Origin of the sequence: Synechococcus sp. KORDI-100 (assembly GCF_000737535.1) — a bacterium.
GTDB lineage: Bacteria > Cyanobacteriota > Cyanobacteriia > PCC-6307 > Cyanobiaceae > Parasynechococcus.
Genome location: NZ_CP006269.1, coordinates 183,778 through 205,460 on the forward strand (window position 1 = coordinate 183,778; position 21,683 = coordinate 205,460).

The window sequence follows — 21,683 nt, forward strand, 5'->3', positions numbered from 1 at the left end:
AGTGCTGACGGGACTTTGGCACAGCCGTATGATCCCCTGAGCCGTTCCGCCGGGATGATCTCCAGCAACGACTTTCGCACCGGCACCACGATCGAGCTCGATGGTGCCGTCTGGCGAGTGGTCGAGTTTCTGCACGTCAAACCAGGGAAGGGTTCAGCCTTCGTGCGCACCAAGCTCAAGGCGGTCAAGACGGGCAACGTGGTGGAGAAGACATTCCGCGCCGGCGAGATGATTCCGCAGGCTCTGCTCGAGAAGTCCTCGCTTCAGCACACCTATATGGAGGGTGAGGACTACGTCTTCATGGATATGGGGACCTACGAGGAGACCCGTCTCAGTGCAGAACAGATCGGCGACAGCCGCAAATATCTCAAGGAAGGGATGGAGGTGAATGTCGTCTCCTGGAACGACAAGCCCCTTGAGGTGGAGCTGCCCAATTCCGTTGTTCTTGAGATCAAGGAAACGGATCCAGGTGTGAAAGGCGACACCGCAACAGGGGGAACCAAACCCGCCATTCTTGAAACCGGTGCCCAGGTGATGGTGCCCTTGTTTCTTTCAATCGGCGAGAAGATCAAGGTGGACACCCGGAATGACGCTTACCTCGGCCGAGAGAACTGAATCCCCATGCAGCTCGATCACGATCAATTGCACCGTCTGCTTGAGGTGCTCGCTGACAGCGACATTCAGGAGTTCCGCCTCGAAGGGGATGACTTCCGTCTGGAAGTGAGGCGCAATCTGCCGGCTCAGGCCGTGATGGCGCCTGTGATGTCTGCACCGTTGCCTGCAGCGGTGCAGGCACCGGCCGCCGATTCCGCTGCGGCGGGCAACCCGCCCCCGGCCGCCACCGCCAGTCGCAGTGATCTGCTGGACATCACCGCTCCCATGGTCGGGACCTTTTATCGCGCGCCTGCTCCGGGGGAGGATCCTTTTGTGGAGGTCGGCAATCGCATCAACGTCGGTCAGACGGTTTGCATTCTTGAGGCGATGAAGCTGATGAATGAACTGGAGGCTGAAGTGAGTGGTGAAGTGGTCGAGATCCTCGTGGACAACGGCACACCCGTTGAATTCGGTCAGGTGTTGATGCGGGTACGCCCTGCCTGATCCTTCGTCAGATCCCAGGCTGCCTGGATGGCGGCGATCATGCTGTCCGGCCGGGCGACACCCCGACCAGCGATGTCAAATCCCGTTCCATGGTCGGGAGACGTTCTCAGGAAGGGCAACTCCAGGGTTGTGTTCACGGCGGCATCGAAGGCCAGCAGCTTCACCGGGATCAGACCCTGGTCGTGATACAGGGCCAGAATTCCGTCGGGTGCTGACGCTTCCGGGCTTTTCCAGGCCTGGGCAGCGCCAAGCCAGCAGCTGTCCGGTGGTTGGGGGCCATCAACACGGATCTCCGGATGGTCGGAACGCCATGCCCTGAGCAGCGGCTCCAGCCAGCCGGATTCCTCCTGGCCCAGCTGTCCTGATTCACCAGCATGGGGATTGAGACCGGCGACGGCGAGATGGGGGCGGTGCTTGAACCGACGGCAGAAGGTCAGCAGCACCGACAGTTTGTGACGGATGAGCTCAGGGGTCAGCGACGTCGGCACTTGCTGCAACGGCAGATGCGTGGTGGCCAGCAGGGTGTTCAGTCGCCAACCCGTGTGGGGGGAAACGGCAGTGAACAGCATCGAACTGTGGGATTGTCCCGCCAGTTCGGTCAACCGTTCCGTCTGGCCTGGGTAGTGATGCCCCGCCGCATGCCAAAGGTGTTTCGCGATCGGTGCTGTTACCAGGGCCCGTGCACCGGGATCGCTGAGGCACTCCACAGCGCGTGTGAGCCAGTGAAACCCTGCAGCGCCGCTTCTCGCACTCGCGTCGCCCGCTTCGATCGGCCGTTCGATGGGTTGATCGTCGATCTGCAGCTGAGCTGGATCAGCAAGGTTCGTGCAGCCGAGGGACAGCAGCCGTTGATGAATGTTGATCAGGCTGCGGCGACATCCAACCAGCAGCGGTTGGAGTTGATCGGGGAGGGCATCAGAGCCCAGGGCTTTGAGAGTGACTTCCATGCCGATCCCCGCCGGATCACCAAGGGCAATCACCAGTCTTTGGGTAGCGTCAGGTGAGGCGGGCATCGATGTGCTGAGACTGTTGCTGTTAGGGTTGCTGCTTGTGGGATTGGCCACGGGCGTCAGCAGACAGTGGCTGCTGATTGATCTGGATCGATTGCAGCAGGACCTCGGATTGCCAACGACCGATCAGGAGGGCTCCTCCGGGTTCAATCAATGGCTAATCGGGACTCCGAAGAAGTCCCAACCTGATTGACATCCTGTTGCCAGCAGTCCTGAAGACCGCTGCGGAAATCCGGGTGCAGCAGCTCGTAGCCAAGCTGCTGCCGCAGTAAATCGTTGCTCACCCGTCGATTTTCGCTCCAGAACGAGCGTGCCATCGCACTCATTCCCTCACGGCTCTCGTTGAAGGATTCCTCGGCAGGGAGCGGGCACTCCAGCAGCGTTGCTGCGAAGCGCAGCAGGTCGCTGCTCGGCGCGGGGCAGTCATCGCAGATGTTCACGATGTCCGGACGCTGGCCAGCTTCGGCGCAGTGCATGAGATGCAGTGACGCGCCGGCGATGTCCTCGACATGAACACGGCAGAACACCTGTCCCGGCTTGTTGATCAGACGGGCGCGCCCCTGCAGCAATGTGTTGATGACGGACCGTCCGGGCCCGTAGATGCCCGGCAACCTCAGGATCTGAACGGGTAGTCCGGAATCCTGCCAGGCCCGTTCGCACTCCAGACGCCGGCGGCTGCGTTCCTGGCCGGGATTGGCCGTGTCCGACTCGCCGACCCAGTGGCCGCCAGTGTCTCCGTAGACACCAGTGGTGGAGAGGTAGCCCGCCCAGCGCAGAGGCAGTTGCCGCAGCAGTGGCAGCAGCTGGTCCAGCACGGGATCGCGGCCGTCCCTGGTTGGTGGGATGCAGCTGATCACATGGGTGATGTCAGGGATCTCATCGAGGTTTGGAGCCAATCCGGCGTCACTGTCAAAACAGAGATCTCCTGGTCCTCGGTTGGGCTGCCGCCGTGTTCCCAGCACGGGAGTTCCAAGGCCTTGAAACAGCTGCGAGAGGGTTCCGCCGCTGTATCCCCGTCCGAGGATGAGCAGTCGAGAACCCGATGGCAGGGGTCGGCAGCGATTGACAAGTTCGCGAAGCATCAGTACAGATGTATCAGTTGCTGTTGGCTGCCATGTCGTCAGTCCTCTGTCGCGTCCATCCGATCATCGTCGCCGGTGCGCTGCTGGTGTCGGCCCTCTTCATGGCTCCTGAAGAGCCTGCTCAACAGGCGTCCATCTGCCAGCGACTCCACTCCGTCGATGCCTGTCGTGTCTGGTGAGCGGGGTCGCTGGTCAGGCTGCCTGGAAGCTCAGTCCTGAATCATCCGGTCGCTCCCTGTCACTGGCCAGGCGTGGCTTGTGGTCTGGCTCAGCCCATTGCAGCAGGCGCAGGGCGAGGCGCAGATCGCCGTCCATCCAGGCTCGAATGGCCATCGCCCGGCGAGGGTCGTAGAACCGCTGTCTGCGATACCACTCGAACACGTCTGCATCGGATTTATGTCCGTTGCAGGAGAGGCAGGCCGGTACGCAGTTTTCGGTGACACTTAAACCACCACGACAACGCGGCAGAATATGATCAATAGATTCGGAAGGTTTGCCGCAATAGATGCAACTTTTTCCGGTGTATGTATGCAATGATTGTCTCCATCGTCGAACACGTAATTTGGGGCAGAGTTCATCTAGAAAAACTGCGTCCCTGTTATGCATCCGAGGATCTCGGTTAAACAAAGTTTGCCGCGAAAGCTGATGGCGTCAATGTGTCGAGCGCTGCATTTTCAGACATGCTTGCTCTCAAAAATTGCTTTGTTGCAAGGAACTTGTCGAACGTCTGTGAGCCTTTAAGATTTTTGTTTGTGGGGTCGTTTGATTCGTCATTGACGTCCCACCGTTGCTACCTCGAGCTTTCACCCTCAGGCATGGTCCGAGTGGTGAGTCCCTTTGATGCGGTGACGCAGGCGCAGCTGCGTCGGGTGAGGCCACGTGGGTGCTGGCGCGGCCAACGCAAGGGCTGGGAGTTTCCACTGGCCTCGATGCAGGCACTGCAGTCCGCCCTGGGCAAGCGTTTTCACATTCGAGACGACCTGAAGCAGTGGATGGCCTGGAGCCATCAACCGCTACCGCCTCTGCCTCCGCACCGTGAGCTGATTGCCGCTGCCGATCTGGAGGATCCACTGCAGGATGGCCGACAGCCACTGGCCCACCAACGATCCGGTGCGCGCTGGCTGCTGGCAAGGCGCGGCGCCGTCCTCGCTGATGAGATGGGGCTTGGCAAGACTCTCACGGCTCTGCTGGCAGCCAGGGCTCTGGCCCGCTGCGCGTCCCTGCGGGTCCTGGTGGTGGCCCCTGTGGGGTTGCATGCCCACTGGCAACGCGAGGCGGATGCGGTGGCTCAGGTTGTGCAGCTCGTCAGCTGGGCACGCCTCCCTCCTGAGCTTCCTGAGGCCGGCACGGTGTTGCTGGTGGATGAAGCCCACTTCGCCCAGACCCTGCAGGCAAGACGAACGGAAGCACTGCTCCGGCTGGCCCGTCACCCTCGCCTGCGCGCGATCTGGATGCTGACCGGCACACCGATGAAGAACGGCCGTCCCAAGCAACTGTTTCCGTTGCTGGCGGCCATCGACCATCCCATTTCCCGTGATCAGCAGCGTTTTGAGGAGATGTACTGTCAGGGTCACTGGCGTGAGCGGCCGGGCCGTCATCGCCAGTGGCAGGCCGATGGTGCCAGTCAGCTGGAGGAGCTTCGCCAGCTGACGCGGCCCTTGATTCTTCATCGCCGCAAGCGGCAGGTGATTGGTTTGCCTCCCAAACAACGTCGGCATATTCCGATTGTTCTGGCCCAGGCTGAATCAGTCGGTTTCGACCATCGCGTCGGTCTTGTGATCGAGGATTACCGATACAGGGTTCGCAAGGGAGAGGTTCGCTCCGATGCCGAATCCCTGGCCGTGCTCACGTCGTTGCGTCGGATCTCGGCTGAGTTCAAATTGCCGGCTGTTCGTGCGCTCCTGGACGAGCTGCGTTCGCGTGGTGAGGCCGTTGTTTTGTTCAGCGGTTTTGTTGATCCCCTGAGGTTGCTGCATCGGCAGATCGGCGGGGAGCTGTTAACTGGCCGCCAGCGCCCGGCGGAACGACAGCAAGCCGTTGACCGGTTTCAGAGCGGTGCCTCTGATCTGCTGCTTGCAACCTATGGAACCGGGGGACTTGGTTTCACGTTGCATCGAGCGCGTCATGTTGTGCTGCTTGAACGTCCCTGGACACCGGGGGATGTTGATCAGGCTGAGGATCGTTGCCATCGCCTTGGCATGACGGGGGATTTGATCTGCCACTGGATGCAGCTTGGTCCCGCCGATCAGCTGGTTGATGGTCTGGTGGCCAGCAAGGCTGAGCAGATCGAAATCCTGTTGGGTCCGCGACGCCTTGCGGTGGCTCGTCAGCCGCTGGCGTCGATGGTGCGCTCCTGTTTGCAGGCGGCCTGACGGACCGTCAGCTCTTTCTGAAGGAGGGGGTCCGTCGAGGTCGGCTTGCGATCGTTCAGTAGAGCGATGGCAGCCTTCACATCTCTGCAGGCCCTCCTGGAATCTCCCCGCAGGCTGTGAACAAGAGACCGCTCACTGAGCGGTTCCGGTGCATCGGGGTGGGCTTGGACCGTTGCATTGCAGCGCTCAAGAGCCTGATCAAGTCGTTCAGGATTGAACTGTTCCAAGCAGCTGCTGACTGACGCTGCCGAGGAGGTGGCGTCGGGCGTGTTCTGCGGTGGTGCCGGTGAGGAGCTGCAGGCCAGACAACCGATCAGCAGTCCAAGTTCAGTAGCTGTAACGATCGTCGTCCTGATCGTCGAAGCCGTTGATGGCTTTGGCGTTTGGAGACAAGCTTCTGTAGTTCTGCGTGGACTCCGAACGGCTTGCAGCTCCGAAGAGATCGCCGAGGTACTGACCGCAATCGGGGAAATTCCCAGGATCCTGCACCACAGCTTCCGTGATCATCACAGAAGCGTGCTCAGGAGACGTTTTGAACATGCCGTTCCCCTGGCGTTTGATCACGGCGTAGGACGCATTCCAGCTGACGCTGTGATCGTTCCCGCTGGAACGCATGAAGCAGTAGATCTTGGCCCCCTTGATCTCTGTCGTTTCAGCGGCCACAGCCTGAGGCAGAGCGCCGGCAAGGGCCCCGATCAGGCCCAGGGTGCAGACAGCCAGGGTTTGACCGGAGCGCAACATGGCAGAGAAGACAGCACAACTCGGCTCAACGTATCGGTCAGATCCGGACTGTCTAGGGCATCAGGGTCCATTGAGATCAAATGGTGTGAGCAGTTTCACAACCAGCGGCAGCACAAGCAGCACCGTGATCAGGCGAACGGCGTGGAGGGCGGCGACGGCGGCGCCGACGCCGAATTCCGCTCCCACCAAGCTCATTCCACTGATTCCACCCGGGGCAGCACCCAACAAGGCCACGACAGGATCAATCCCAAGCAGTCTGCTGCTCCACAATCCGATGACAACGCCCGTGAGCACGAGGGTGAGGGTGATCAGCAGTGCCGGTCGCCAGAGGGCCTGGAGTTGATCCAGAGAAGCCCGTGTCAGCCCCGTTCCAATCACGGTTCCGATGCCGATTTCCAGAACGGTTCGTGTGCCGCTCGGCCATTGGGCGAGTTCCATCTTTCCACTCATGCTCACCAATCCGGCTCCAAGCAGGGCTCCGGCCAGCGGAGCTGCGGGGATTCCACTCAGAAGTGCAAGCAGTCCAAGCGTTGTTCCTGCCAGGAGATAAAGAAGCAGAGTCGCCAGTGGGGGCATGGATGACAGGTCTCGCTGATGCAGTCTGATCTTGAGGCTGGCCTAACCATGTGCTGTCATCGGTCCAATCTCATTTGGGCTCGGCCATGACTGGTTCCGTTTCGTTCCGGATCACACGCACGGCCGAAGACCTTGCACAGACGATCACGACCTTGTCCCAGCGACTGGTCAGGCTCGAGCAACGCCAGGAAGCGTTGGAGTTGCAGCTGCGCCACCAGCATCAGGATGCGCAACGGGTTCCGGATGAGGAGCTGGCCACGTTGGACGGTATCGATCAGCTTTTGCGTGAGACGAGAGATCTGCTCGAGGCTTCTGCGACGCCTCGTCATGGGGAAGGACCTGAAACGCACGATTCCGACCAGCACCATGGTTTTCACGGTGAGGAAATGGCCGCATAAGGGTGGCGCTGGATGCCAAAATGAAAAGAAAGGCATCCATGGCATCCACCATCTCTGCCTCATCTGCTTGCGGCAACGTCCAGTCTTCGTCCACGATCCACAAGGCAAACGACTTCTCAACAACTGGGTTTGAGGAGCGTGGTCATGAACTTGAGAAACTTGAATTCGCTCTCGCCTTCGCTGAAATGCGTGGAGACACTGAGCGATGTCTCAAATTGAGAGCGCAGATTGCAGCGCTTGGTGGTAACGCAGAGGAGCCCGGAACCTGAATTTTCAGCAATCTTCTTTTGAAGAAGTGCATCGTTCAGTTTGAGCAGCTGGAGTTTTTAATTAAACGCGGTATAATTTATACAAAAGAGAAAACTCGCGTTCATTGACGCTCACATTTGCCAAACGCCCTGCAGTTGCTGATCAACGAGATGCACATCAGCAGGCTGCCCATCAATTTTTCGAGCAGGCTCGGGATCAAGCTCATCATGGACTGATTTCGGAAGCTGGTCTCCTGATTCTTAAGGGCCTGGATCAGGAGCGCCGTGCTCAAGTGTCCGGCCCCCAGGTCATGCAACTGATCAAGCCACGACTGTGAGCTTCAATTCTTCAACTAAAGAACAAAGCGGGTGACCGGATTTGAACCGGCGACGTCCAGCTTGGGAAGCTGACATTCTACCGCTGAATTACACCCGCGTTCCTGTCTTCTAGCCAAGAGCCTGGGTTGCTGCAGCAACACCTGCACCCATTGTCCCTTGATGTAACCCAAGCGATTGAAGCGTGGCCTCGATCGCTGAAACAGCTGTGATCACATCCCGATCGCAGACAAATCCAAGATGACCGATTCGGAACACTTTCCCTTTGAGGTGGTCCTGGCCACCAGCCAGAAGAATGTCGAATCTCTTTTTCACTTCCTGCCGCAGAACCTCAGCATCGATGCCGTCAGGGGCCACTGCGGTGATGGCAGGACTGCCAAATCCCTCTGCTGCGTAGAGCGGCAGACCGATTGCTTTCATCCCGGCCTGTGTCGCAGCTCGATGGCGTGAGTGACGCGTGAAAATCCTCTCAAGCCCTTCCTTCTGCATCATCTCCAGGGCAACCTCCAGTGCAAAGTAGAGATTCACCGCCGGTGTGAATGGGTTGCTGTTCTTTGCAGCTGTTTTTCGGTAGGCCCCGAGATCGAGATAGAACTTCGGTAGATCCGAACGTTCATAGGCCTGCCAGGCTCGCTCGCCCATGGCGACGAAACTCAGGCCGGGTGGAAGCATGTAGCCCTTCTGAGAACCCGAGGCCACCACATCCACCCCCCAGGCATCCATCGGGACATCCGTGGCGCCGAGGCTGGTGACGCAGTCAGCGATCGTGATGGCTGTGCCGTGGGCTCTGACGTGGCCGCTGATCGATTGCAGATCATTGATCACGCCGGTGGATGTTTCCGAGTGCGTCAGGATCACGGCCTTGATCGCCTTGTCGGTGTCCGCGTTCAGGGCATCACTGAAGTCCTCCGGATTGAGTGGTTGTCCCCACTCCGCTGAGATCACCTGCACATCGAGGCCAAACGCCTCGGCCACCTTCACCCAGCGTTCCCCAAATTTGCCGTTGTCGCCGCAGAGAACCTTGTCTCCACGGCTCAGGGTGTTGATGATTCCAGCTTCCATGGCGGCGGTACCGCTACCGGTGATCACCAGCACATCACCGTCGGTTTGATGCAACCACTTCAGCTGCTCTGTGGTTCGTTCAACCACTGCCTGAAAGTCACCGCTGCGGTGTCCGATGGGATGCCGACCCATCGCTTTCAACACTGATTCCGGCACCGGGGTCGGCCCCGGAATCATCAGGGTGAGTTTGTCCTGCATGACGCTGGGCTGCCAATCGGCGACTCTAGAAAACAGCGTTTCATTCGCCCATTCCATCCCCCGTCCCAGGACTGACCCTGCCGGTCTGGGTGGCGGCTGCGGCCAAGGCTGCAGTTCGTGCTCTGCTGCAGCAGGACTTTGAGCCGGATCAGTCGTTATCCATTCCTGAACGGAGGGAACCTCTGGTTGTGCCAGTGGTGTCGTCAGCGCTTCTGGACGCCGGCCGGCTGGCGATGGCGATCAGTCATTGCGATCCAGGGGAAGGCCTGGATCTCACACGAGGACTTGAGATCTGGGTGACAGCGCGTTGGCGGGACACGCCAGAGCCTCCGATTGAACTGCTCGGGGGCCTGGGCATCGGGCGCTATGCGGAGGGGGGAGAGCTCTGCATCTCATCCTTTGCCCTCCAGCTGCTAAAGGTCAATCTCCTGCCATTGTTGCCATCAGGCCGCGGGGTGGAACTTGAGGTGGTGCTGCCGCGGGGGCGCGAGCTTGCCGAGCGCACCAGCAATGCTGCCTTCGGTGTTGTCGATGGTCTGGCCTTGATCGGTTTGCAGGCGGAGGTTCAGCGCAGTGCGGCACCAGATCAGCTGGAACAGGTCCTGGATCAGGTCAAACACCTGGCCGAACATCACGATTTCGCTGGTCGACTGACGCTGGTGATTGGTGAGAACGGTCTTGATCTGGCGCGACAGGCGGGGTTCAAGCCTTTGATCAAGGTGGGGAACTGGCTGGGTCCTGTGCTGGTTGCGGCTGCAGAGGCTGGGGTGCAGGACCTGTTGCTGTTGGGGTACCACGGAAAGCTGGTGAAGCTGGCCGGAGGCATTTTTCACACCCATCACCATCTGGCCGATGGCCGCCAGGAGGTGCTGCTGGCACTGGGATTGGATGCTGGTCTCTCGAGGCCGCAGCTGGAACAACTGCGGACAGCCTCCTCCGTTGATGGGGCCTTGAACGCTCTGGAGGCTGAGGATCCGGCCGCGGCCGATCGCTTGTGGGATCGGCTTGCCGAGGCTGTCGAGAGGCGCAGTGCGGCCTACATCGCTCGCTACGGGCGCTGGTCCATGGGCATCGGGGTCGCTCTCTTCGATCGCAGTCGCCAGCTGCGGCGTTGGGGCCCAGTTGCGGCGAAGCGCTTCTTTACGCTGAAGCACTGACGGTTTTCAAAGCCCGTCCCAGCTCTGCATTGATGTCCCAGCCTTCTTTCGACGGTTCGCGGCAGCCGGCCATCGTCATCCTGGATTTCGGATCCCAGTACTCCGAGTTGATTGCCAGGCGTGTGCGGGAAACCGAGGTGTTCTCCGTTGTGATGGGGTACAGCACGTCGGCTGAGGAGCTGCGGGCTCTGGCGCCCAGGGGGCTGATCCTCAGCGGGGGTCCCAGTTCGGTTTATGCCGAAGGGGCACCTCTCTGTGATCCGGCGATCTGGGAGCTCGGCATTCCTGTGCTCGGGGTCTGTTACGGCATGCAGCTGATGGTTCAGCAGCTGGGCGGGGTGGTGGAGGCGGCCACAGGCAAGGCCGAATACGGCAAGGCGCCGCTTGAGGTGGATGACCCCACGGATCTGCTCACCAACGTGGATTCCGGCTCCACGATGTGGATGAGTCATGGCGACTCGGTGAAGGCTCTGCCCGAGGGCTTTGTGCGGCTGGCTCACACGGCCAACACGCCGGAGGCCGCCGTGGCGCATCTGAAGCGCCGGTTGTATGGGGTGCAGTTTCACCCGGAGGTGGTGCATTCCATCTGCGGGATGGCTCTGATCCGGAATTTCGTTTATCACATCTGCCGCTGTGACCCGGATTGGACGACCTCGGCCTTCATTGATGAAGCGGTCGACCAGGTCCGTGAGCAGGTTGGCGACAAGAGAGTTCTGCTGGCTCTCTCCGGTGGTGTTGATTCATCCACCCTGGCCTTTCTGCTGAAAAAGGCCATCGGTGATCAGCTCACCTGCATGTTCATCGATCAGGGCTTCATGCGCAAAGGGGAGCCCGAATTTCTGATGGATTTCTTCGATCGGAAATTCAATATCCATGTGGAATACATCAATGCCCGGCAGCGTTTCATTGGCAAGTTGAAGGACATCACCGATCCTGAGCAGAAGCGCAAGATCATCGGAACCGAATTCATCCGCGTCTTCGAGGAGGAGAGCAAGCGACTGGGTCCGTTCGATTACCTGGCGCAGGGAACGCTGTATCCAGACGTGATCGAGAGTGCCGGGACCAATGTTGACCCCAAGACCGGTGAACGGGTGGCGGTGAAGATCAAGAGCCACCACAACGTGGGGGGTCTTCCCAAGGACCTTCAGTTCAAGCTGGTGGAACCGCTGCGCCGATTGTTCAAGGATGAGGTTCGGCGGGTTGGTCGTGCCCTCGGGTTGCCTGAGGAGATTGTGCGTCGCCATCCCTTCCCGGGGCCAGGTCTTGCGATTCGGATCCTGGGTGAGGTCACCGATGAGAAGCTCAACTGTCTGCGGGATGCCGACCTGATTGTTCGCGAGGAGATCCGTGAGGCCGGTCTGTATCACGACATCTGGCAGGCCTTTGCGGTGCTGTTGCCGGTTCGATCCGTCGGTGTGATGGGGGACAAGCGCACCTATGCCTGGCCGGTGGTGCTGCGCTGCGTCTCCAGTGAAGACGGCATGACAGCGGACTGGTCGCGACTCCCCTGCGACCTGATGGAAACCATCTCCAACCGGATCGTGAATGAGGTGAAGGGGGTGAACCGTGTGGTGCTCGACATCACCAGCAAGCCTCCCGGCACGATTGAGTGGGAATAGGGCTGGATCCTGTTGTCAGTGGTCGATAGCTTGGGCCACAGGCCTGGACTCCGTGACGGCGACTCAACAGCAGGATCAACAACTGCAGCGACGCCTGCAGCAGGACAGCATTCAGCTCAGCGGCCGCACGATCTATCTCAATCCATTCCTGTACTGGCGTCGCTTCGACAGCAACACCGATCGCTGGCTGCGCGAGCCAGGCCAGCTGAGCGAGGACCAGATCGTGGCCAACCGTTCTCGCTTCTACCCGGAGCTGGACTGGACCCAGCTTGAGGCTGGGCAGGTCGCTGTGAGGGACGGGGCGATCGAGATGTTTCTCAAAAGCCTTGAGTTGATCAGCACCTTCCACCCCGAGCTGGGCTCCGGCCAGATGCTCGAGGTGGAGCGCAAGATGACGATCACCAAGAAGCGGGCGTTTGAGCGTTGGGTCGACAAAGCGCTGAAGCGTCGCAGTCGCGACGAAAGCCGCGAACACCGACGGTTCGAGCGGAGTCGCTTCTGGCGTGCCTGGTGGGAATGGATTCGCATGGACACCACCCAGAAAGCTGTGGTGCCGATCGTGATGCTGATGGTGCTCTCCGGCGTCTTCGGTTGGTCCATGGCGGCGCGGCAGTCAGCCTGTCCAACGCTCTCGCTTCCTTCAGGACAGACTGGGGTCCGTTGACGCAGGCCCCATGGCCGACAGCTCCAGCGCTGACAATCCTCTCGATCAACTGCGCCTGTCCCTGATGCAGGACGTGCTCCCCGTCGGCCTCGCCGTGCTGGAACGGGCTCGTCAGGGGGGACCAACGAAGGTGGCGGAAGTGTTCAGTGGTGCGTCGGCTGATCCGATTGCCGATCTGCGTGAGGAAGGTGAGCCAGCGGCCCGCACCGTTCGAGAGCAACTGGATCAGGTCAGTCCCGGTCTTGGCAATCCAGTGATGCCCGTGTCCGTGTCCGTTGAAGAGCCCGTTGCCTCTCCCGACGAGCGATCCGAGTTGATCATCGCCTTGCAGCGGATCGAGGGTCGACTCGAGGAGTTGAGTCGAAGGCTGCCGGCGGATTCCTGAGATGTCCATCTCCGGTTCTCAGGGCCGTGCTATCCAGCGGCAGACCGGCCTGCAGCAGCAACCGCTCGTGCTGCTGCTGGTGATTCTTCTGTTCTGCGGCGCCATGGCCGCGCGGCTGGTCTGGATGCAGCTTCTGGAGCACAACCGCTTCCGCGAGCTCGCTGACGAGAACCGAATTCGCCTGGTTCCCCGTTCGCCGATCCGTGGTCGCTTGCTGGACCGCAAGGGGCGGGTTCTCGCTTCCAGCAAGCTGTCCTACACCCTGTATGTCGAACCGCGTCTGGTCAGCGATCAGGACTGGCCAGCCTTGCGTGATCGTCTGGCATCCCTGCTCAACCTCAAACCTGAGCAACTTGATGCCCGCCGCGGCCGTGGCCTGGATCGTGACGGCTATCGCATCACCCTGGCGCTCGATCTCAAGCCCGAGCAGGTCCTGCGTTTCCGGGAGCAGTCTGCATCGCTGCAGGGTGCCCAGGTTGATGTCGACATTCTTCGCTACTACCCCAACGGCACCCTGGCGGCCCATGCCATTGGCTACACCTCGCCGGTCACCGATGAAGAGTTCAAGACCCTGGCTGAGAAGGGCTACAAGATCCGCGATCGAATCGGACGCATCGGGGTCGAAGCGGCCTACGAGAGTCAACTGCGGGGCCAGTGGGGCGGCCAGATGCTCGAGGTGAATGCCATGGGAGAGGTGCAGCGAAACCTCGGTGATCGACCATCGGTGGCCGGCAAGGACCTGACACTGACGATCGATCTCGATCTGCAGCGGGTGGCCGAGCAGGTTCTGGCGGATAAACCGGGCGGGGCGATCGTGGTTCTCGATCCCAGCGACGGCGGCATCCTGGCGCTCGCCAGCAAACCGACGTTCGATCCCAACTTCTTCTCCAAGCTGATCACCACGCAGAAGGAATACGACGCTCTCTTCAAATCGCCCAAGAAGCCGCTATTCAGCAGGGCGATGAACGCGTACGACCCAGGCAGCACCTGGAAGCCGGTCACGGCGATGGCGGGCATGGAGTCCGGCAAATTCCCGCCGGAGACGAAGTTGCACACCACGGCCTGCATCACCTACGGCGGCCATTGTTTCCCGGATCACAACGGTGCCGGTTTCGGGCATATCGGCTATGCCGATGCCCTGCGCTTCTCCAGCAACACGTTCTTCTATCAGGTGGGCGTTGGGGTGGGATCCATGGAGCTGAAGAAGGCGGCGACCCAGCTCGGCTTCATGCAGAAGACCGGCATTGAGATCGGCTGGGAGGAGAGCATCGGTCTGGTCGGCGATGAGCAATGGGCGGCCGAAGGCCGCGGCGGCTGGGCAAAGCCCGGATCCATGCCCTGGATTCCCGAGGACATGGCCAGTGCCTCGATCGGACAATCCGTCGTTCAGATCACGCCATTGCAGTTGGCACGCTCCTACGCGGTGTTTGCCAACGGCGGCTGGCTGGTGACACCGCACTTCGCCAAGTCAGACAAGGACTGGCGATTGCCGCCTTACAAAACCAAGGTCTCCATCAAGCCATCCACCTTGCAGACCATTCGAGAGGGTCTGCGCAAAGTCGTCTCCAGCGGGACGGGTGCAGGACTCAACGGCCCTGGAATTCCGCCTGCTGCCGGGAAGACCGGCACCGCTGAGGACAGCACGGGTGGACCGGATCATGCCTGGTTCGGTTGTTATGCCCCCTATCCCAACGGGGAGATCGTGGTGGTCGCTTTCGCCCAGAACACTCCGGGTGGAGGGTCCGTTCATGCGCTTCCGATGGCGAAAAAAGTTCTGGCGGAGTGGGAGAAGGGCCGCAGGCGCTGAGCTTCAGGCCGCGATGTTCAGGCTGTGGCGTTCAGGCTGTGGCCTGAAGCTGTCGTCCGAGAACCTCGCGGTAATACCCACGCAGTTGTTCGGTCGCTCCGGCCCAGCCCCAGCGTTCGGCTTCCGTGCGGGCAGCCTTGCGCAACCCCTGGCGCTCCAGGTCATTGCCAAGCAGTTTGCGCGTTGCCGAAATCAGGCTGGCAGCTCCGCCATCAGCGCCGTCAGGCTCATACAGGCAGCCGTTGACCCCATCCGTGATGATGTCCGGAATCCCGCCGCGGTTGGCCCCGACGACAGGGCATCCTGCCGCCATCGCTTCCAGCAGCACCAGGCCGAGGGTTTCTGTGCTGGAGGGGAACAGAAACGCATCACCGCTGGCGTAGGCCCCCGCCAGTTCTTCGCCAGCTAGGTAACCCACGAAGGTTGTGGCCGTGCCTCCGAAATGGCGTTCCAGTTGCTGGCGATGGGGGCCATCACCCACGAGGGCAAAACGGGCATCCGGGAGTGCCTCCAGCACGGGGCGAATGCGCTCGATCTGTTTTTCCGCAGAGAGTCTGCCCACATACAGCAGAAGGGCACCACGATCGTCGTGTTGACCGAGGAGCCGTCGCCTCATCTCGTCGCCGCGCAGTTCGGGCCTGAACAGATCGGTGTCGACGCCGCGCTGCCACAGGGCGGTGTGCTGAATCCCTTTCTCGCTCAGCTCCTGAACCATGGCCGTTGAGGTGCAGAGGTTCAGGACGGCCTGGTTGTGCGCTGCCTTGAGCAGCTCCCAGAGCAGGGGTTCCAGCATGCCCACCCCGTAGTGCTCCAGATATTTGGGCAGATGGGTGTGGTAGCTCGCTACCAGAGGAATGGTCTTGGTTTTGGCCAGCCAGATGCCACCCAGGCCGAGCACGGCGGGGTTGACCACATGGATCAGATCTGGCTGGAAGTCGTCAATGGCCTCAGAAACCGCAGGCCTGGGCAGGGCCAGCTTCAGTTCGGGGTAGAGCGGAAGCGGCATGGCTGGCACGCCGATCACCCGGGCGCCCATGTAGCTGCTCGGAGCGCCTTCCGGACAGAACACAACCACCTCATCCCCTGCATCCACAAGGTGTTTCACGGTCTTCGTCAGACGCGTGACGATGCCATCCACCTTGGGAAGGAAGGTTTCAGTGAAGAAGGCGATTTTCACAGACGCAGGCTCAGGCGGCGCTGCCGATGGCTTGGGCCTGGGTTTTGGTCCAGGCGGAGGTGCAGAGGATGCGGTTGCGATCGCAGCGGTCGGCGTAGCGGGTGGCGATGTCCACCACTTCCTTCAGCAGGCCGTTATCCAGCGTGGTGGGGTTGAGACCCAGTTCGATGAAGCAGCGATTGTCCACGATCAGATCGTTTTCCACGGCTTCATTGCGTGGATTCGGCAGGTTGTTCACCTGAGCACCGGTCAGGGCGGCCACCTTCTTGGCCAGCTCACCAACCTGATGGCTTTCGGTCATCTGGTTGAAGATCTTGACCCTTTCGCCGGGCTCAGGCGGGTTATCCAGGGCCAGCTGCACGCAACGCACCGAGTCGCGGATGTGAATGAATGCCCGCGTCTGGCCGCCGGTGCCATGCACGGTGAGGGGGTAGCCGATGGCGGCCTGCATCAGGAACCGATTCAGCACCGTGCCGTAGTCGCCGTCGTAATCAAAGCGATTGGTCAGGCGGGCATCGCGATCGGTGGCTTCCGTGTTGGTGCCCCAGACGATGCCCTGGTGCAGGTCGGTGATGCGGACCTTGTCGTTTTTGTTGTAGTAGAGGAAGAGCAGCTGGTCCAGCGTCTTGGTCATGTGATAGACGCTGCCAGGGCTTGCCGGGTGAAGGATCTCCTCCTCAAAGCGACTGCCATCGGGCTGGGGCACTTCCACCTTGAGATAGCCCTCGGGGATGGTGGCGCCGCGGTGGGAGCCGTAGCCGTAGACCCCCATCGTGCCCAGGTGCACCACGTGAATATCCAGGCCGCTTTCAACGATGGCGGCCAGCAGATTGTGGGTGCCGTTGACGTTGTTATCGACGGTGTAGCGCTTGGTGGCGCTGCTCTTCATTGAATAGGGAGCGGCGCGCTGTTCAGCGAAGTGCACCACCGAGTCGGGTTGTTCATCCAGCAGCAGATCCAGCAGCCGCTGGAACTCGTGCGCGATGTCCATGTGGACGAAACGCATCGGCTTGCCGCCGATCTCACGCCAGGCCTTGAGGCGTTCACCGATGCTGGTGATCGGTGTGAGGGATTCAACCTCGAGATCAATGTCGATCTTGCGACGGCTGAGGTTGTCGACGATCAACACCTCGTGGCCCTGATCAGCCAGGTTCACCGCACAGGGCCAGCCGCAGAAGCCGTCACCGCCGAGAACGAGAACTTTCACCCCAGACTCCTGCAGGAATGAGCAAAACGCTCAGTTGAGGCAAGCTACTACAGGGATTTTCAGCTGATTGCCACACTGACCCCGACAAGGGCCATCACCAGCACCGCACCACCAACCATCATCAGCAGGGAGCTCTGTCCCCGCTGACGTGAGGTCTCAGCATCCATCACTTCCATGCGGGGTTCCTTGGCAAAAGCGTTCAGCCGTCCGCCGTCTTCTGTGGTGACCTGCATGTTTGAACTGCGAATGCCCGGACCTTATGAGTTCAAATGCCTACTGACTGATGAAACGCCGCCAGATTCATCTGACGTCATCTCTCTTTACCTGTCGCAACCTTCCTCAGGTCACCAAGCCGGTGCTGGGTGAACTTGCCGAAGCTTCCTCGCGTCGAGGCAGTCGTCCAGCGCAGTACGCCAGGCGTCCAGCTTTGACGGCCTGTCCCATGGCTTCGGCCATCGCCGCGGGAGATCCGGCCAGGGCGATCGCACTGTTCACCAGAACGGCATCTGCCCCCAGCTCAAGGGCCTCTGCCGCTTCGCTGGGGACGCCGATTCCGGCATCCACCACCACAGGGACGCTGGCGTTTTCAACGATCAGCCGGATGTTGGCCGCATTGTTCAAGCCCTGACCGGAGCCGATCGGAGAACCAAGAGGCATCACGGTGGCGCAGCCTGCCTCCTCCAACCGCTTGGCCAGCAGCGGATCGGCATTGATGTATGGCAGAACGGCGAATCCCTCGTCCACCAGTCGTTCGGCTGCTTCAAGGGTGCCGATCGGATCCGGCAGCAGGTGCCGACTGTCAGGGATCACCTCGAGTTTCACAAAGTTGTTGTCCTCCTGCCCGGCCAGCTTTGCCAGTTCCCGCCCCAGCCTGGCCACGCGAACGGCTTCGTCGGCATCGCTGCATCCAGCGGTGTTGGGAAGCATCCAGATGCGCGACCAGTCGATAGCATCCATCAGGCCGGCATGGCCGGCGGCAACGGCTTGAACGCGGCGGACGGCCACCGTCACCATCTCGCAACCGGAGCGTTCGATGCTGGCTTGCATCGTGGCCAGATCGGCATATTTGCCTGTTCCTGTGAAGAGACGACTGCTGAACTGTCGTCCGGCGATGGTTAGGGAATCGAGGGCGTTCAACGTCGAAACCATGACGCGTGTTGAGGTTGAGAGAACGGCATGGCAGTGCCGATACGGATGAGCAAAACGCCCTACCGTGCAGCCACATCATGTGTGCTCAATGCCTTTCCTGCTTGCCATGGATCTACCGATCGGCAGCCAGGTGCCATTCATGAGCAATCCTCAACTGCCACTTGATCCGATTGAGCTGGCGGTGCCGACGGAAGTTGATGACGGGAACGTCGAAAGCTTCGATCCGGTCAAACGTGCGGTTCTTCTCGCTGACACCCTTCCGCGTCTTTGGTGTGGAACCTACCGGCCCTTTGACGGCAACCCGGAAGTCGACGTGAAGCTGACGCTCACCTCACTCACACCGATGGGGCAGATGGTGAACCTTCGCGGTTCCATGGATCTCGGCGATGTCGCAACCCCGGTTCAGGGCAATCTCCATGCAAAGTCCGATCAACTGGATCTGATTCCCCTTGCGAGTCCTTTGATCGCAGGAGCAGAGCCTGGTGGGGTCTTTCTTGGCCTCCAGGCTTTCAGTCCCTCCGCCTGGGAATCCCCCCGTTTGATCAACACCAATGATCCAGGTGGTGGCATCGGCGGACGTCTGGCATTGTCCAGCGAATGTGCTCAACCGCCTCTCCAGCCACTGTGGTGAGCTGACGTCGGCTGGTCTCAGCCGATCCGTTTCTGGAGTTTTTTCAGACGCTTGCTGGCTGTGTTGTTGCCGGGTTCAATTTCGAGTGTCCGTTCATAGACGGCCATCGCTTCTTCGGTTTGCAGCAGCTTTTCCTGGGCAAACCCGAGGTTGTTCAGAGCAACGGGATAATCAGCTTTGGCCTTCAGCGCCAGTTTGTAATGCTTGACGGCGCTTTCGTAGTTCTTCTGGGCAGCCAATGAAAAGCCCAACGCATTTTCAATCAGGGCGCGTGCCTCGTCCGGTTCGCCTGAAAGCCGCTTGGCGGCCTGTTTCAACGTGGTGGTTGCCTGGGGATAAAGCCGTTTGCGCAGCTGGACAGAGGCCAGCTCGTACAAATCAGAGGCCTGACGGGATGCTGACGCACCGGATTGCTCCAGCTCGATCAGCTTGATTTCGTCACGGCGAACCCTGAGGAGCTGACGACCCACCACGACGGCCACGATGGCCAGCAGGCCAACCAGGCCCAGAAGGTAGGTCTGGGGCAGCAGGTTCACGGGGAATGATCAGGCCTTGGCGGCACTCACCACATTGGTGAAGCTGCTTGGATCGACGACGGCGAGTTGGGCCAGCATTTTGCGGTTGAGCCGAACATCGGCCTTTTTCAGGCCACCCATCAGCCGGCTGTAGCTGACGCCGTTGATCCGTGCTGCGGCATTGATGCGGGCAATCCACAAGCGGCGGAAATCCCGCTTGCGCCGGCGGCGGTCGCGGTAGGCGTTGCACAACGCCTTCATGACCCGTTGGTTGGCTGTGCGGAACAGCGTTCCATTGCTTCCACGGAAGCCACGGGCCAGCTTCAGGATTTTGTTACGACGCTTACGGGCGACGTTGCCTCTCTTGACGCGGGCCATGACGTTGGAAGGATTTGATCAGGAAATGAACGGAACAATCAGGCGTAAGGGAGCATCCGGATGACGCGCAGTTCGTCCGTTTCATGCACCACTGCCTTGGTTGCCAGGTGACGCTTCTGCTTTGGGGTCTTGTGATCCAGCAGGTGATTGCGGAAGGCGCGCCGACGCATGAACTTGCCAGTGCCGGTTGCTTTGAACCGCTTGGCGGCAGCTTTGCGGGTCTTCAGCTTGGGCATTGCGACTGCTCTGTCGGGCACAAACGACAACAATACGATGCAGCGCGACTGTTTCGATGATTTTCCGCCTGTTGCCATTGGCCGTCCTGCTTGTGATGGCGACAGGCTGTCGTGCCGTGGAACTGCAGGCCGAACCCGACGCTGCACCCGATCCCGCACCCGCGGCAGTGCGTGCAGTTCCGGCAACCCATCAGCCGGTTCCAGCACCACCTGGAGCCAACGGACTATCTCCTGTGCTCTGGGTGTCGCTTGCGGATCATCTCGGTCGCGGCGGCCGATCACCACTGTTGACCCTCAGAAGTGCCTCAGGCCCCCTGACGCTTGAGGACGCAGCCGGCACGCAATGGAGCTCCGGCACGATTTCGATCGGCTGGAGGAGCGTGCCCCTAGACACTCCGTTGCCGTTGGCCCGCCGTGTGGCGGGGCCGTTTGCCAGCTTTGAATCGGCTGAACGGGTCGCCAAGCGCTGGCGCCAGATCGGTGTCGCGGCTGAAGTTGCACACCCTGGCGACTGGGAGGTCTGGGCGCCGCAGGCGTCTCCGCTACCGGAGGGTCTGCGCGTCCGCGACTGGAGTGGCAGCACAACAACAGTGGTGAAACCCGTCCTGGAGAGTTCCGAGGGGGGAACCACGCTCACGGGACCGATTCAGATCCAGGCTCCCAACGGCCTGCTGTGGAAAGGCGGCTTGTATCGCGGTCCGTTTCGACTGCAGCCTGATGCCTACGGCAGTTGGACCCTGGTGGAACAGGTGCCCATTGAGCGTTATCTCGAAGGCGTGGTTCCCCACGAAATCGGCGCTGGTTCACCGACCGCAGCGCTGCAGGCCCAAACCGTTTTGGCTCGGACCTGGGCCCTCGCCAACAGCCATCGCTTCAGGATCGATGGATACCACCTCTGCAGCGACACCCAGTGCCAGGTGTACAGCGACCCTCGTCAGGCTGGCCGCGCAGTCAGGCAAGCCATCAAGGCCACAAGCGGTCGACTGTTGAGTTGGAAGGGTGAACCGATCAGTGCCGTTTATCACGCCAGTAATGGAGGTGTGATGGCAGCGGGTCCCGAGGCCTGGGCCATGGATCCGGCCCCCTACCTCAAGGCCGAGGCTGATGGTGATGAGGCCTGGCGGAATCGCCATCCGTTGCCTCTGATGCAGAGCGCAGCTGTCGATGCGTTGCTTCAAGGCGGAGCTGGGGCGTATGGAACCAATCACCCCCTGTTTCGCTGGAGTCGCACCTTGACGGCGCCTGAGATCAAACGCTCGCTCGGTGCTGAGGGCGCCGGACTGGCCTTGCCCCTCACCGTGTCCGTCCTGGAACGAGGAACGAGTGGTCGTGTTCTGGCTCTGAAGATCGCTGGCTCTGGTGATGCAGCGCCCGTGATCCTCAAGCTCGATCGGATTCGGCGGACACTGAGGCGGCTTCCCAGCACCCTGTTTGTGATTTCTCCTCAGGGTGGAGGAAGCTGGTTGGTGCGAGGTGGCGGCTTCGGCCACGGCTCCGGTCTGTCCCAGGCCGGAGCCATTGACCTGGCCTGGCGTGGCTGGTCGACCGAGAAGATCCTGCGTCATTACTACCCAGGGACTGTCTACGGTCCACTCCCCTCCCCCGTTCAAGCCCCTTAGAGTCCTTCGACCTGGTTT

General features: G+C 60.7%; 27 protein-coding genes and 1 tRNA gene. 13 read left to right on the plus strand and 15 right to left on the minus strand.

Annotation, left to right across the window (positions count from 1 at the left end; genetic code table 11):
* Nucleotides 1-54 precede the first annotated feature (54 nt).
* Nucleotides 55-615, plus strand: a complete 561-nt coding sequence (gene efp, locus KR100_RS00955; protein WP_038542459.1) for an elongation factor P — start codon at nucleotides 55-57, stop codon at nucleotides 613-615.
* Nucleotides 616-1,098, plus strand: a complete 483-nt coding sequence (gene accB / locus KR100_RS00960) for an acetyl-CoA carboxylase biotin carboxyl carrier protein (protein WP_204207799.1) — start codon at nucleotides 616-618, stop codon at nucleotides 1,096-1,098.
* Here accB and pdxA read toward each other — a convergent pair.
* Both pdxA and KR100_RS00970 read right to left on the minus strand, forming a co-directional pair.
* A complete protein-coding gene (gene pdxA / locus KR100_RS00965; protein WP_038542462.1) occupies nucleotides 1,068-2,111 on the minus strand; it encodes a 4-hydroxythreonine-4-phosphate dehydrogenase PdxA in 1,044 nt (347 codons plus the stop codon). The two genes, accB and pdxA, sit on opposite strands and share 31 nt — an antisense overlap.
* 143 nt (nucleotides 2,112-2,254) lie before the next feature.
* Nucleotides 2,255-3,190, minus strand: a complete 936-nt coding sequence (locus tag KR100_RS00970; RefSeq protein ID WP_038542464.1) for an SDR family oxidoreductase — start codon at nucleotides 3,188-3,190, stop codon at nucleotides 2,255-2,257.
* Nucleotides 3,191-3,222: 32 nt separating this feature from the next.
* On the opposite strand from KR100_RS00970, the gene KR100_RS15485 reads away from it, so the two are divergent.
* Nucleotides 3,223-3,369: a hypothetical protein gene (locus KR100_RS15485; protein WP_239420361.1), complete on the plus strand. Its 147-nt coding sequence runs from the start codon at nucleotides 3,223-3,225 to the stop codon at nucleotides 3,367-3,369.
* Nucleotides 3,370-3,382: 13 nt separating this feature from the next.
* Here the strand turns inward: KR100_RS15485 and KR100_RS00980 are convergent, their stop codons facing one another.
* Nucleotides 3,383-3,796 carry an HNH endonuclease gene (locus KR100_RS00980; RefSeq protein WP_051847258.1) on the minus strand — a complete coding sequence of 138 codons (414 nt, stop codon included), beginning with the start codon at nucleotides 3,794-3,796 and terminating at the stop codon, nucleotides 3,383-3,385.
* 209 nt (nucleotides 3,797-4,005) lie between these two features.
* Here KR100_RS00980 and KR100_RS00985 point away from each other — a divergent pair, with 209 nt between their 5' ends.
* Nucleotides 4,006-5,562 (plus strand): DEAD/DEAH box helicase, encoded by a 1,557-nt coding sequence (locus tag KR100_RS00985; protein WP_204207800.1) that lies wholly within the window; start codon nucleotides 4,006-4,008, stop codon nucleotides 5,560-5,562.
* Here the strand turns inward: KR100_RS00985 and KR100_RS00990 are convergent.
* The 3 genes from KR100_RS00990 to KR100_RS01000 form a co-directional block, all read right to left on the minus strand.
* Nucleotides 5,517-5,789 (minus strand): hypothetical protein, encoded by a 273-nt coding sequence (locus KR100_RS00990; RefSeq protein WP_051847259.1) that lies wholly within the window; start codon nucleotides 5,787-5,789, stop codon nucleotides 5,517-5,519. The two genes, KR100_RS00985 and KR100_RS00990, sit on opposite strands and share 46 nt — an antisense overlap.
* Before the next feature lie 100 nt (nucleotides 5,790-5,889).
* Nucleotides 5,890-6,303 (minus strand): DUF6554 family protein, encoded by a 414-nt coding sequence (locus KR100_RS00995; protein WP_038542468.1) that lies wholly within the window; start codon nucleotides 6,301-6,303, stop codon nucleotides 5,890-5,892.
* A 60-nt stretch (nucleotides 6,304-6,363) separates the two neighbouring features.
* The gene (locus KR100_RS01000; protein ID WP_038542470.1) at nucleotides 6,364-6,879 is read right to left on the minus strand and encodes an AbrB family transcriptional regulator; all 516 of its coding nucleotides are present in this window, start codon (nucleotides 6,877-6,879) and stop codon (nucleotides 6,364-6,366) included.
* An 86-nt stretch (nucleotides 6,880-6,965) separates the two neighbouring features.
* Here KR100_RS01000 and KR100_RS01005 point away from each other — a divergent pair, with 86 nt between their 5' ends.
* Both KR100_RS01005 and KR100_RS01010 read left to right on the plus strand, forming a co-directional pair.
* The gene (locus KR100_RS01005) at nucleotides 6,966-7,277 is read left to right on the plus strand and encodes a hypothetical protein (protein ID WP_038542471.1); all 312 of its coding nucleotides are present in this window, start codon (nucleotides 6,966-6,968) and stop codon (nucleotides 7,275-7,277) included.
* Nucleotides 7,278-7,279: 2 nt separating this feature from the next.
* A complete protein-coding gene (locus KR100_RS01010; RefSeq protein ID WP_038542474.1) occupies nucleotides 7,280-7,546 on the plus strand; it encodes a hypothetical protein in 267 nt (88 codons plus the stop codon).
* Between the two features lie 343 nt (nucleotides 7,547-7,889).
* Here KR100_RS01010 and KR100_RS01020 read toward each other — a convergent pair.
* A tRNA-Gly gene (locus tag KR100_RS01020) sits at nucleotides 7,890-7,961 on the minus strand.
* 11 nt (nucleotides 7,962-7,972) lie between these two features.
* Nucleotides 7,973-9,121: an alanine--glyoxylate aminotransferase family protein gene (locus KR100_RS01025; RefSeq protein ID WP_038542477.1), complete on the minus strand. Its 1,149-nt coding sequence runs from the start codon at nucleotides 9,119-9,121 to the stop codon at nucleotides 7,973-7,975.
* Between the two features lie 50 nt (nucleotides 9,122-9,171).
* Here KR100_RS01025 and cbiD point away from each other — a divergent pair, with 50 nt between their 5' ends.
* The 5 genes from cbiD to mrdA are packed head-to-tail and all read left to right on the plus strand — an operon-like array spanning nucleotide 9,172 to nucleotide 14,753.
* Nucleotides 9,172-10,278, plus strand: a complete 1,107-nt coding sequence (gene cbiD, locus KR100_RS01030; RefSeq protein WP_038542479.1) for a cobalt-precorrin-5B (C(1))-methyltransferase CbiD — start codon at nucleotides 9,172-9,174, stop codon at nucleotides 10,276-10,278.
* 32 nt (nucleotides 10,279-10,310) lie between these two features.
* Nucleotides 10,311-11,897 carry a glutamine-hydrolyzing GMP synthase gene (gene guaA, locus KR100_RS01035; protein ID WP_038542481.1) on the plus strand — a complete coding sequence of 529 codons (1,587 nt, stop codon included), beginning with the start codon at nucleotides 10,311-10,313 and terminating at the stop codon, nucleotides 11,895-11,897.
* 52 nt (nucleotides 11,898-11,949) lie between these two features.
* Nucleotides 11,950-12,561, plus strand: a complete 612-nt coding sequence (locus tag KR100_RS01040) for a hypothetical protein (protein WP_038542483.1) — start codon at nucleotides 11,950-11,952, stop codon at nucleotides 12,559-12,561.
* Nucleotides 12,562-12,571: 10 nt separating this feature from the next.
* The gene (locus KR100_RS01045) at nucleotides 12,572-12,946 is read left to right on the plus strand and encodes a hypothetical protein (RefSeq protein ID WP_038542485.1); all 375 of its coding nucleotides are present in this window, start codon (nucleotides 12,572-12,574) and stop codon (nucleotides 12,944-12,946) included.
* A 1-nt stretch (nucleotide 12,947) separates the two neighbouring features.
* The gene (gene mrdA / locus KR100_RS01050) at nucleotides 12,948-14,753 is read left to right on the plus strand and encodes a penicillin-binding protein 2 (RefSeq protein ID WP_038542487.1); all 1,806 of its coding nucleotides are present in this window, start codon (nucleotides 12,948-12,950) and stop codon (nucleotides 14,751-14,753) included.
* A 31-nt stretch (nucleotides 14,754-14,784) separates the two neighbouring features.
* Here mrdA and KR100_RS01055 read toward each other — a convergent pair whose 3' ends face one another.
* From KR100_RS01055 to KR100_RS01070, 4 genes are all read right to left on the minus strand, one after another.
* Nucleotides 14,785-15,930: a glycosyltransferase family 1 protein gene (locus KR100_RS01055; protein ID WP_038542489.1), complete on the minus strand. Its 1,146-nt coding sequence runs from the start codon at nucleotides 15,928-15,930 to the stop codon at nucleotides 14,785-14,787.
* Nucleotides 15,931-15,940: 10 nt separating this feature from the next.
* Nucleotides 15,941-17,137 (minus strand): NAD-dependent epimerase/dehydratase family protein, encoded by a 1,197-nt coding sequence (locus KR100_RS01060; RefSeq protein WP_038542491.1) that lies wholly within the window; start codon nucleotides 17,135-17,137, stop codon nucleotides 15,941-15,943.
* Nucleotides 17,138-17,196: 59 nt separating this feature from the next.
* Nucleotides 17,197-17,370 (minus strand): photosystem II assembly protein Psb34, encoded by a 174-nt coding sequence (psb34, locus tag KR100_RS01065; RefSeq protein WP_038542493.1) that lies wholly within the window; start codon nucleotides 17,368-17,370, stop codon nucleotides 17,197-17,199.
* Between the two features lie 106 nt (nucleotides 17,371-17,476).
* Nucleotides 17,477-18,286 carry a thiazole synthase gene (locus KR100_RS01070; protein WP_038542495.1) on the minus strand — a complete coding sequence of 270 codons (810 nt, stop codon included), beginning with the start codon at nucleotides 18,284-18,286 and terminating at the stop codon, nucleotides 17,477-17,479.
* Nucleotides 18,287-18,374: 88 nt separating this feature from the next.
* Between KR100_RS01070 and KR100_RS01075 the strand changes: the two genes are divergently transcribed.
* The gene (locus KR100_RS01075) at nucleotides 18,375-18,917 is read left to right on the plus strand and encodes a hypothetical protein (RefSeq protein ID WP_038542497.1); all 543 of its coding nucleotides are present in this window, start codon (nucleotides 18,375-18,377) and stop codon (nucleotides 18,915-18,917) included.
* A gap of 17 nt (nucleotides 18,918-18,934) precedes the next feature.
* Here KR100_RS01075 and KR100_RS01080 read toward each other — a convergent pair whose 3' ends face one another.
* The 3 genes from KR100_RS01080 to rpmI are packed head-to-tail and all read right to left on the minus strand — an operon-like array spanning nucleotide 18,935 to nucleotide 20,046.
* Nucleotides 18,935-19,453, minus strand: coding sequence for a tetratricopeptide repeat protein (locus KR100_RS01080; protein ID WP_038542499.1), 519 nt, complete (start codon nucleotides 19,451-19,453; stop codon nucleotides 18,935-18,937).
* A 9-nt stretch (nucleotides 19,454-19,462) separates the two neighbouring features.
* Nucleotides 19,463-19,810 carry a 50S ribosomal protein L20 gene (gene rplT, locus KR100_RS01085; RefSeq protein WP_038542501.1) on the minus strand — a complete coding sequence of 116 codons (348 nt, stop codon included), beginning with the start codon at nucleotides 19,808-19,810 and terminating at the stop codon, nucleotides 19,463-19,465.
* Between the two features lie 38 nt (nucleotides 19,811-19,848).
* Nucleotides 19,849-20,046 carry a 50S ribosomal protein L35 gene (rpmI, locus tag KR100_RS01090; protein WP_038547568.1) on the minus strand — a complete coding sequence of 66 codons (198 nt, stop codon included), beginning with the start codon at nucleotides 20,044-20,046 and terminating at the stop codon, nucleotides 19,849-19,851.
* Nucleotides 20,047-20,102: 56 nt separating this feature from the next.
* On the opposite strand from rpmI, the gene KR100_RS01095 reads away from it, so the two are divergent.
* Entirely contained in the window at nucleotides 20,103-21,665 is a 1,563-nt protein-coding gene (locus KR100_RS01095; RefSeq protein WP_204207746.1) for a SpoIID/LytB domain-containing protein, read from the plus strand.
* Nucleotides 21,666-21,683: the final 18 nt, after the last annotated feature.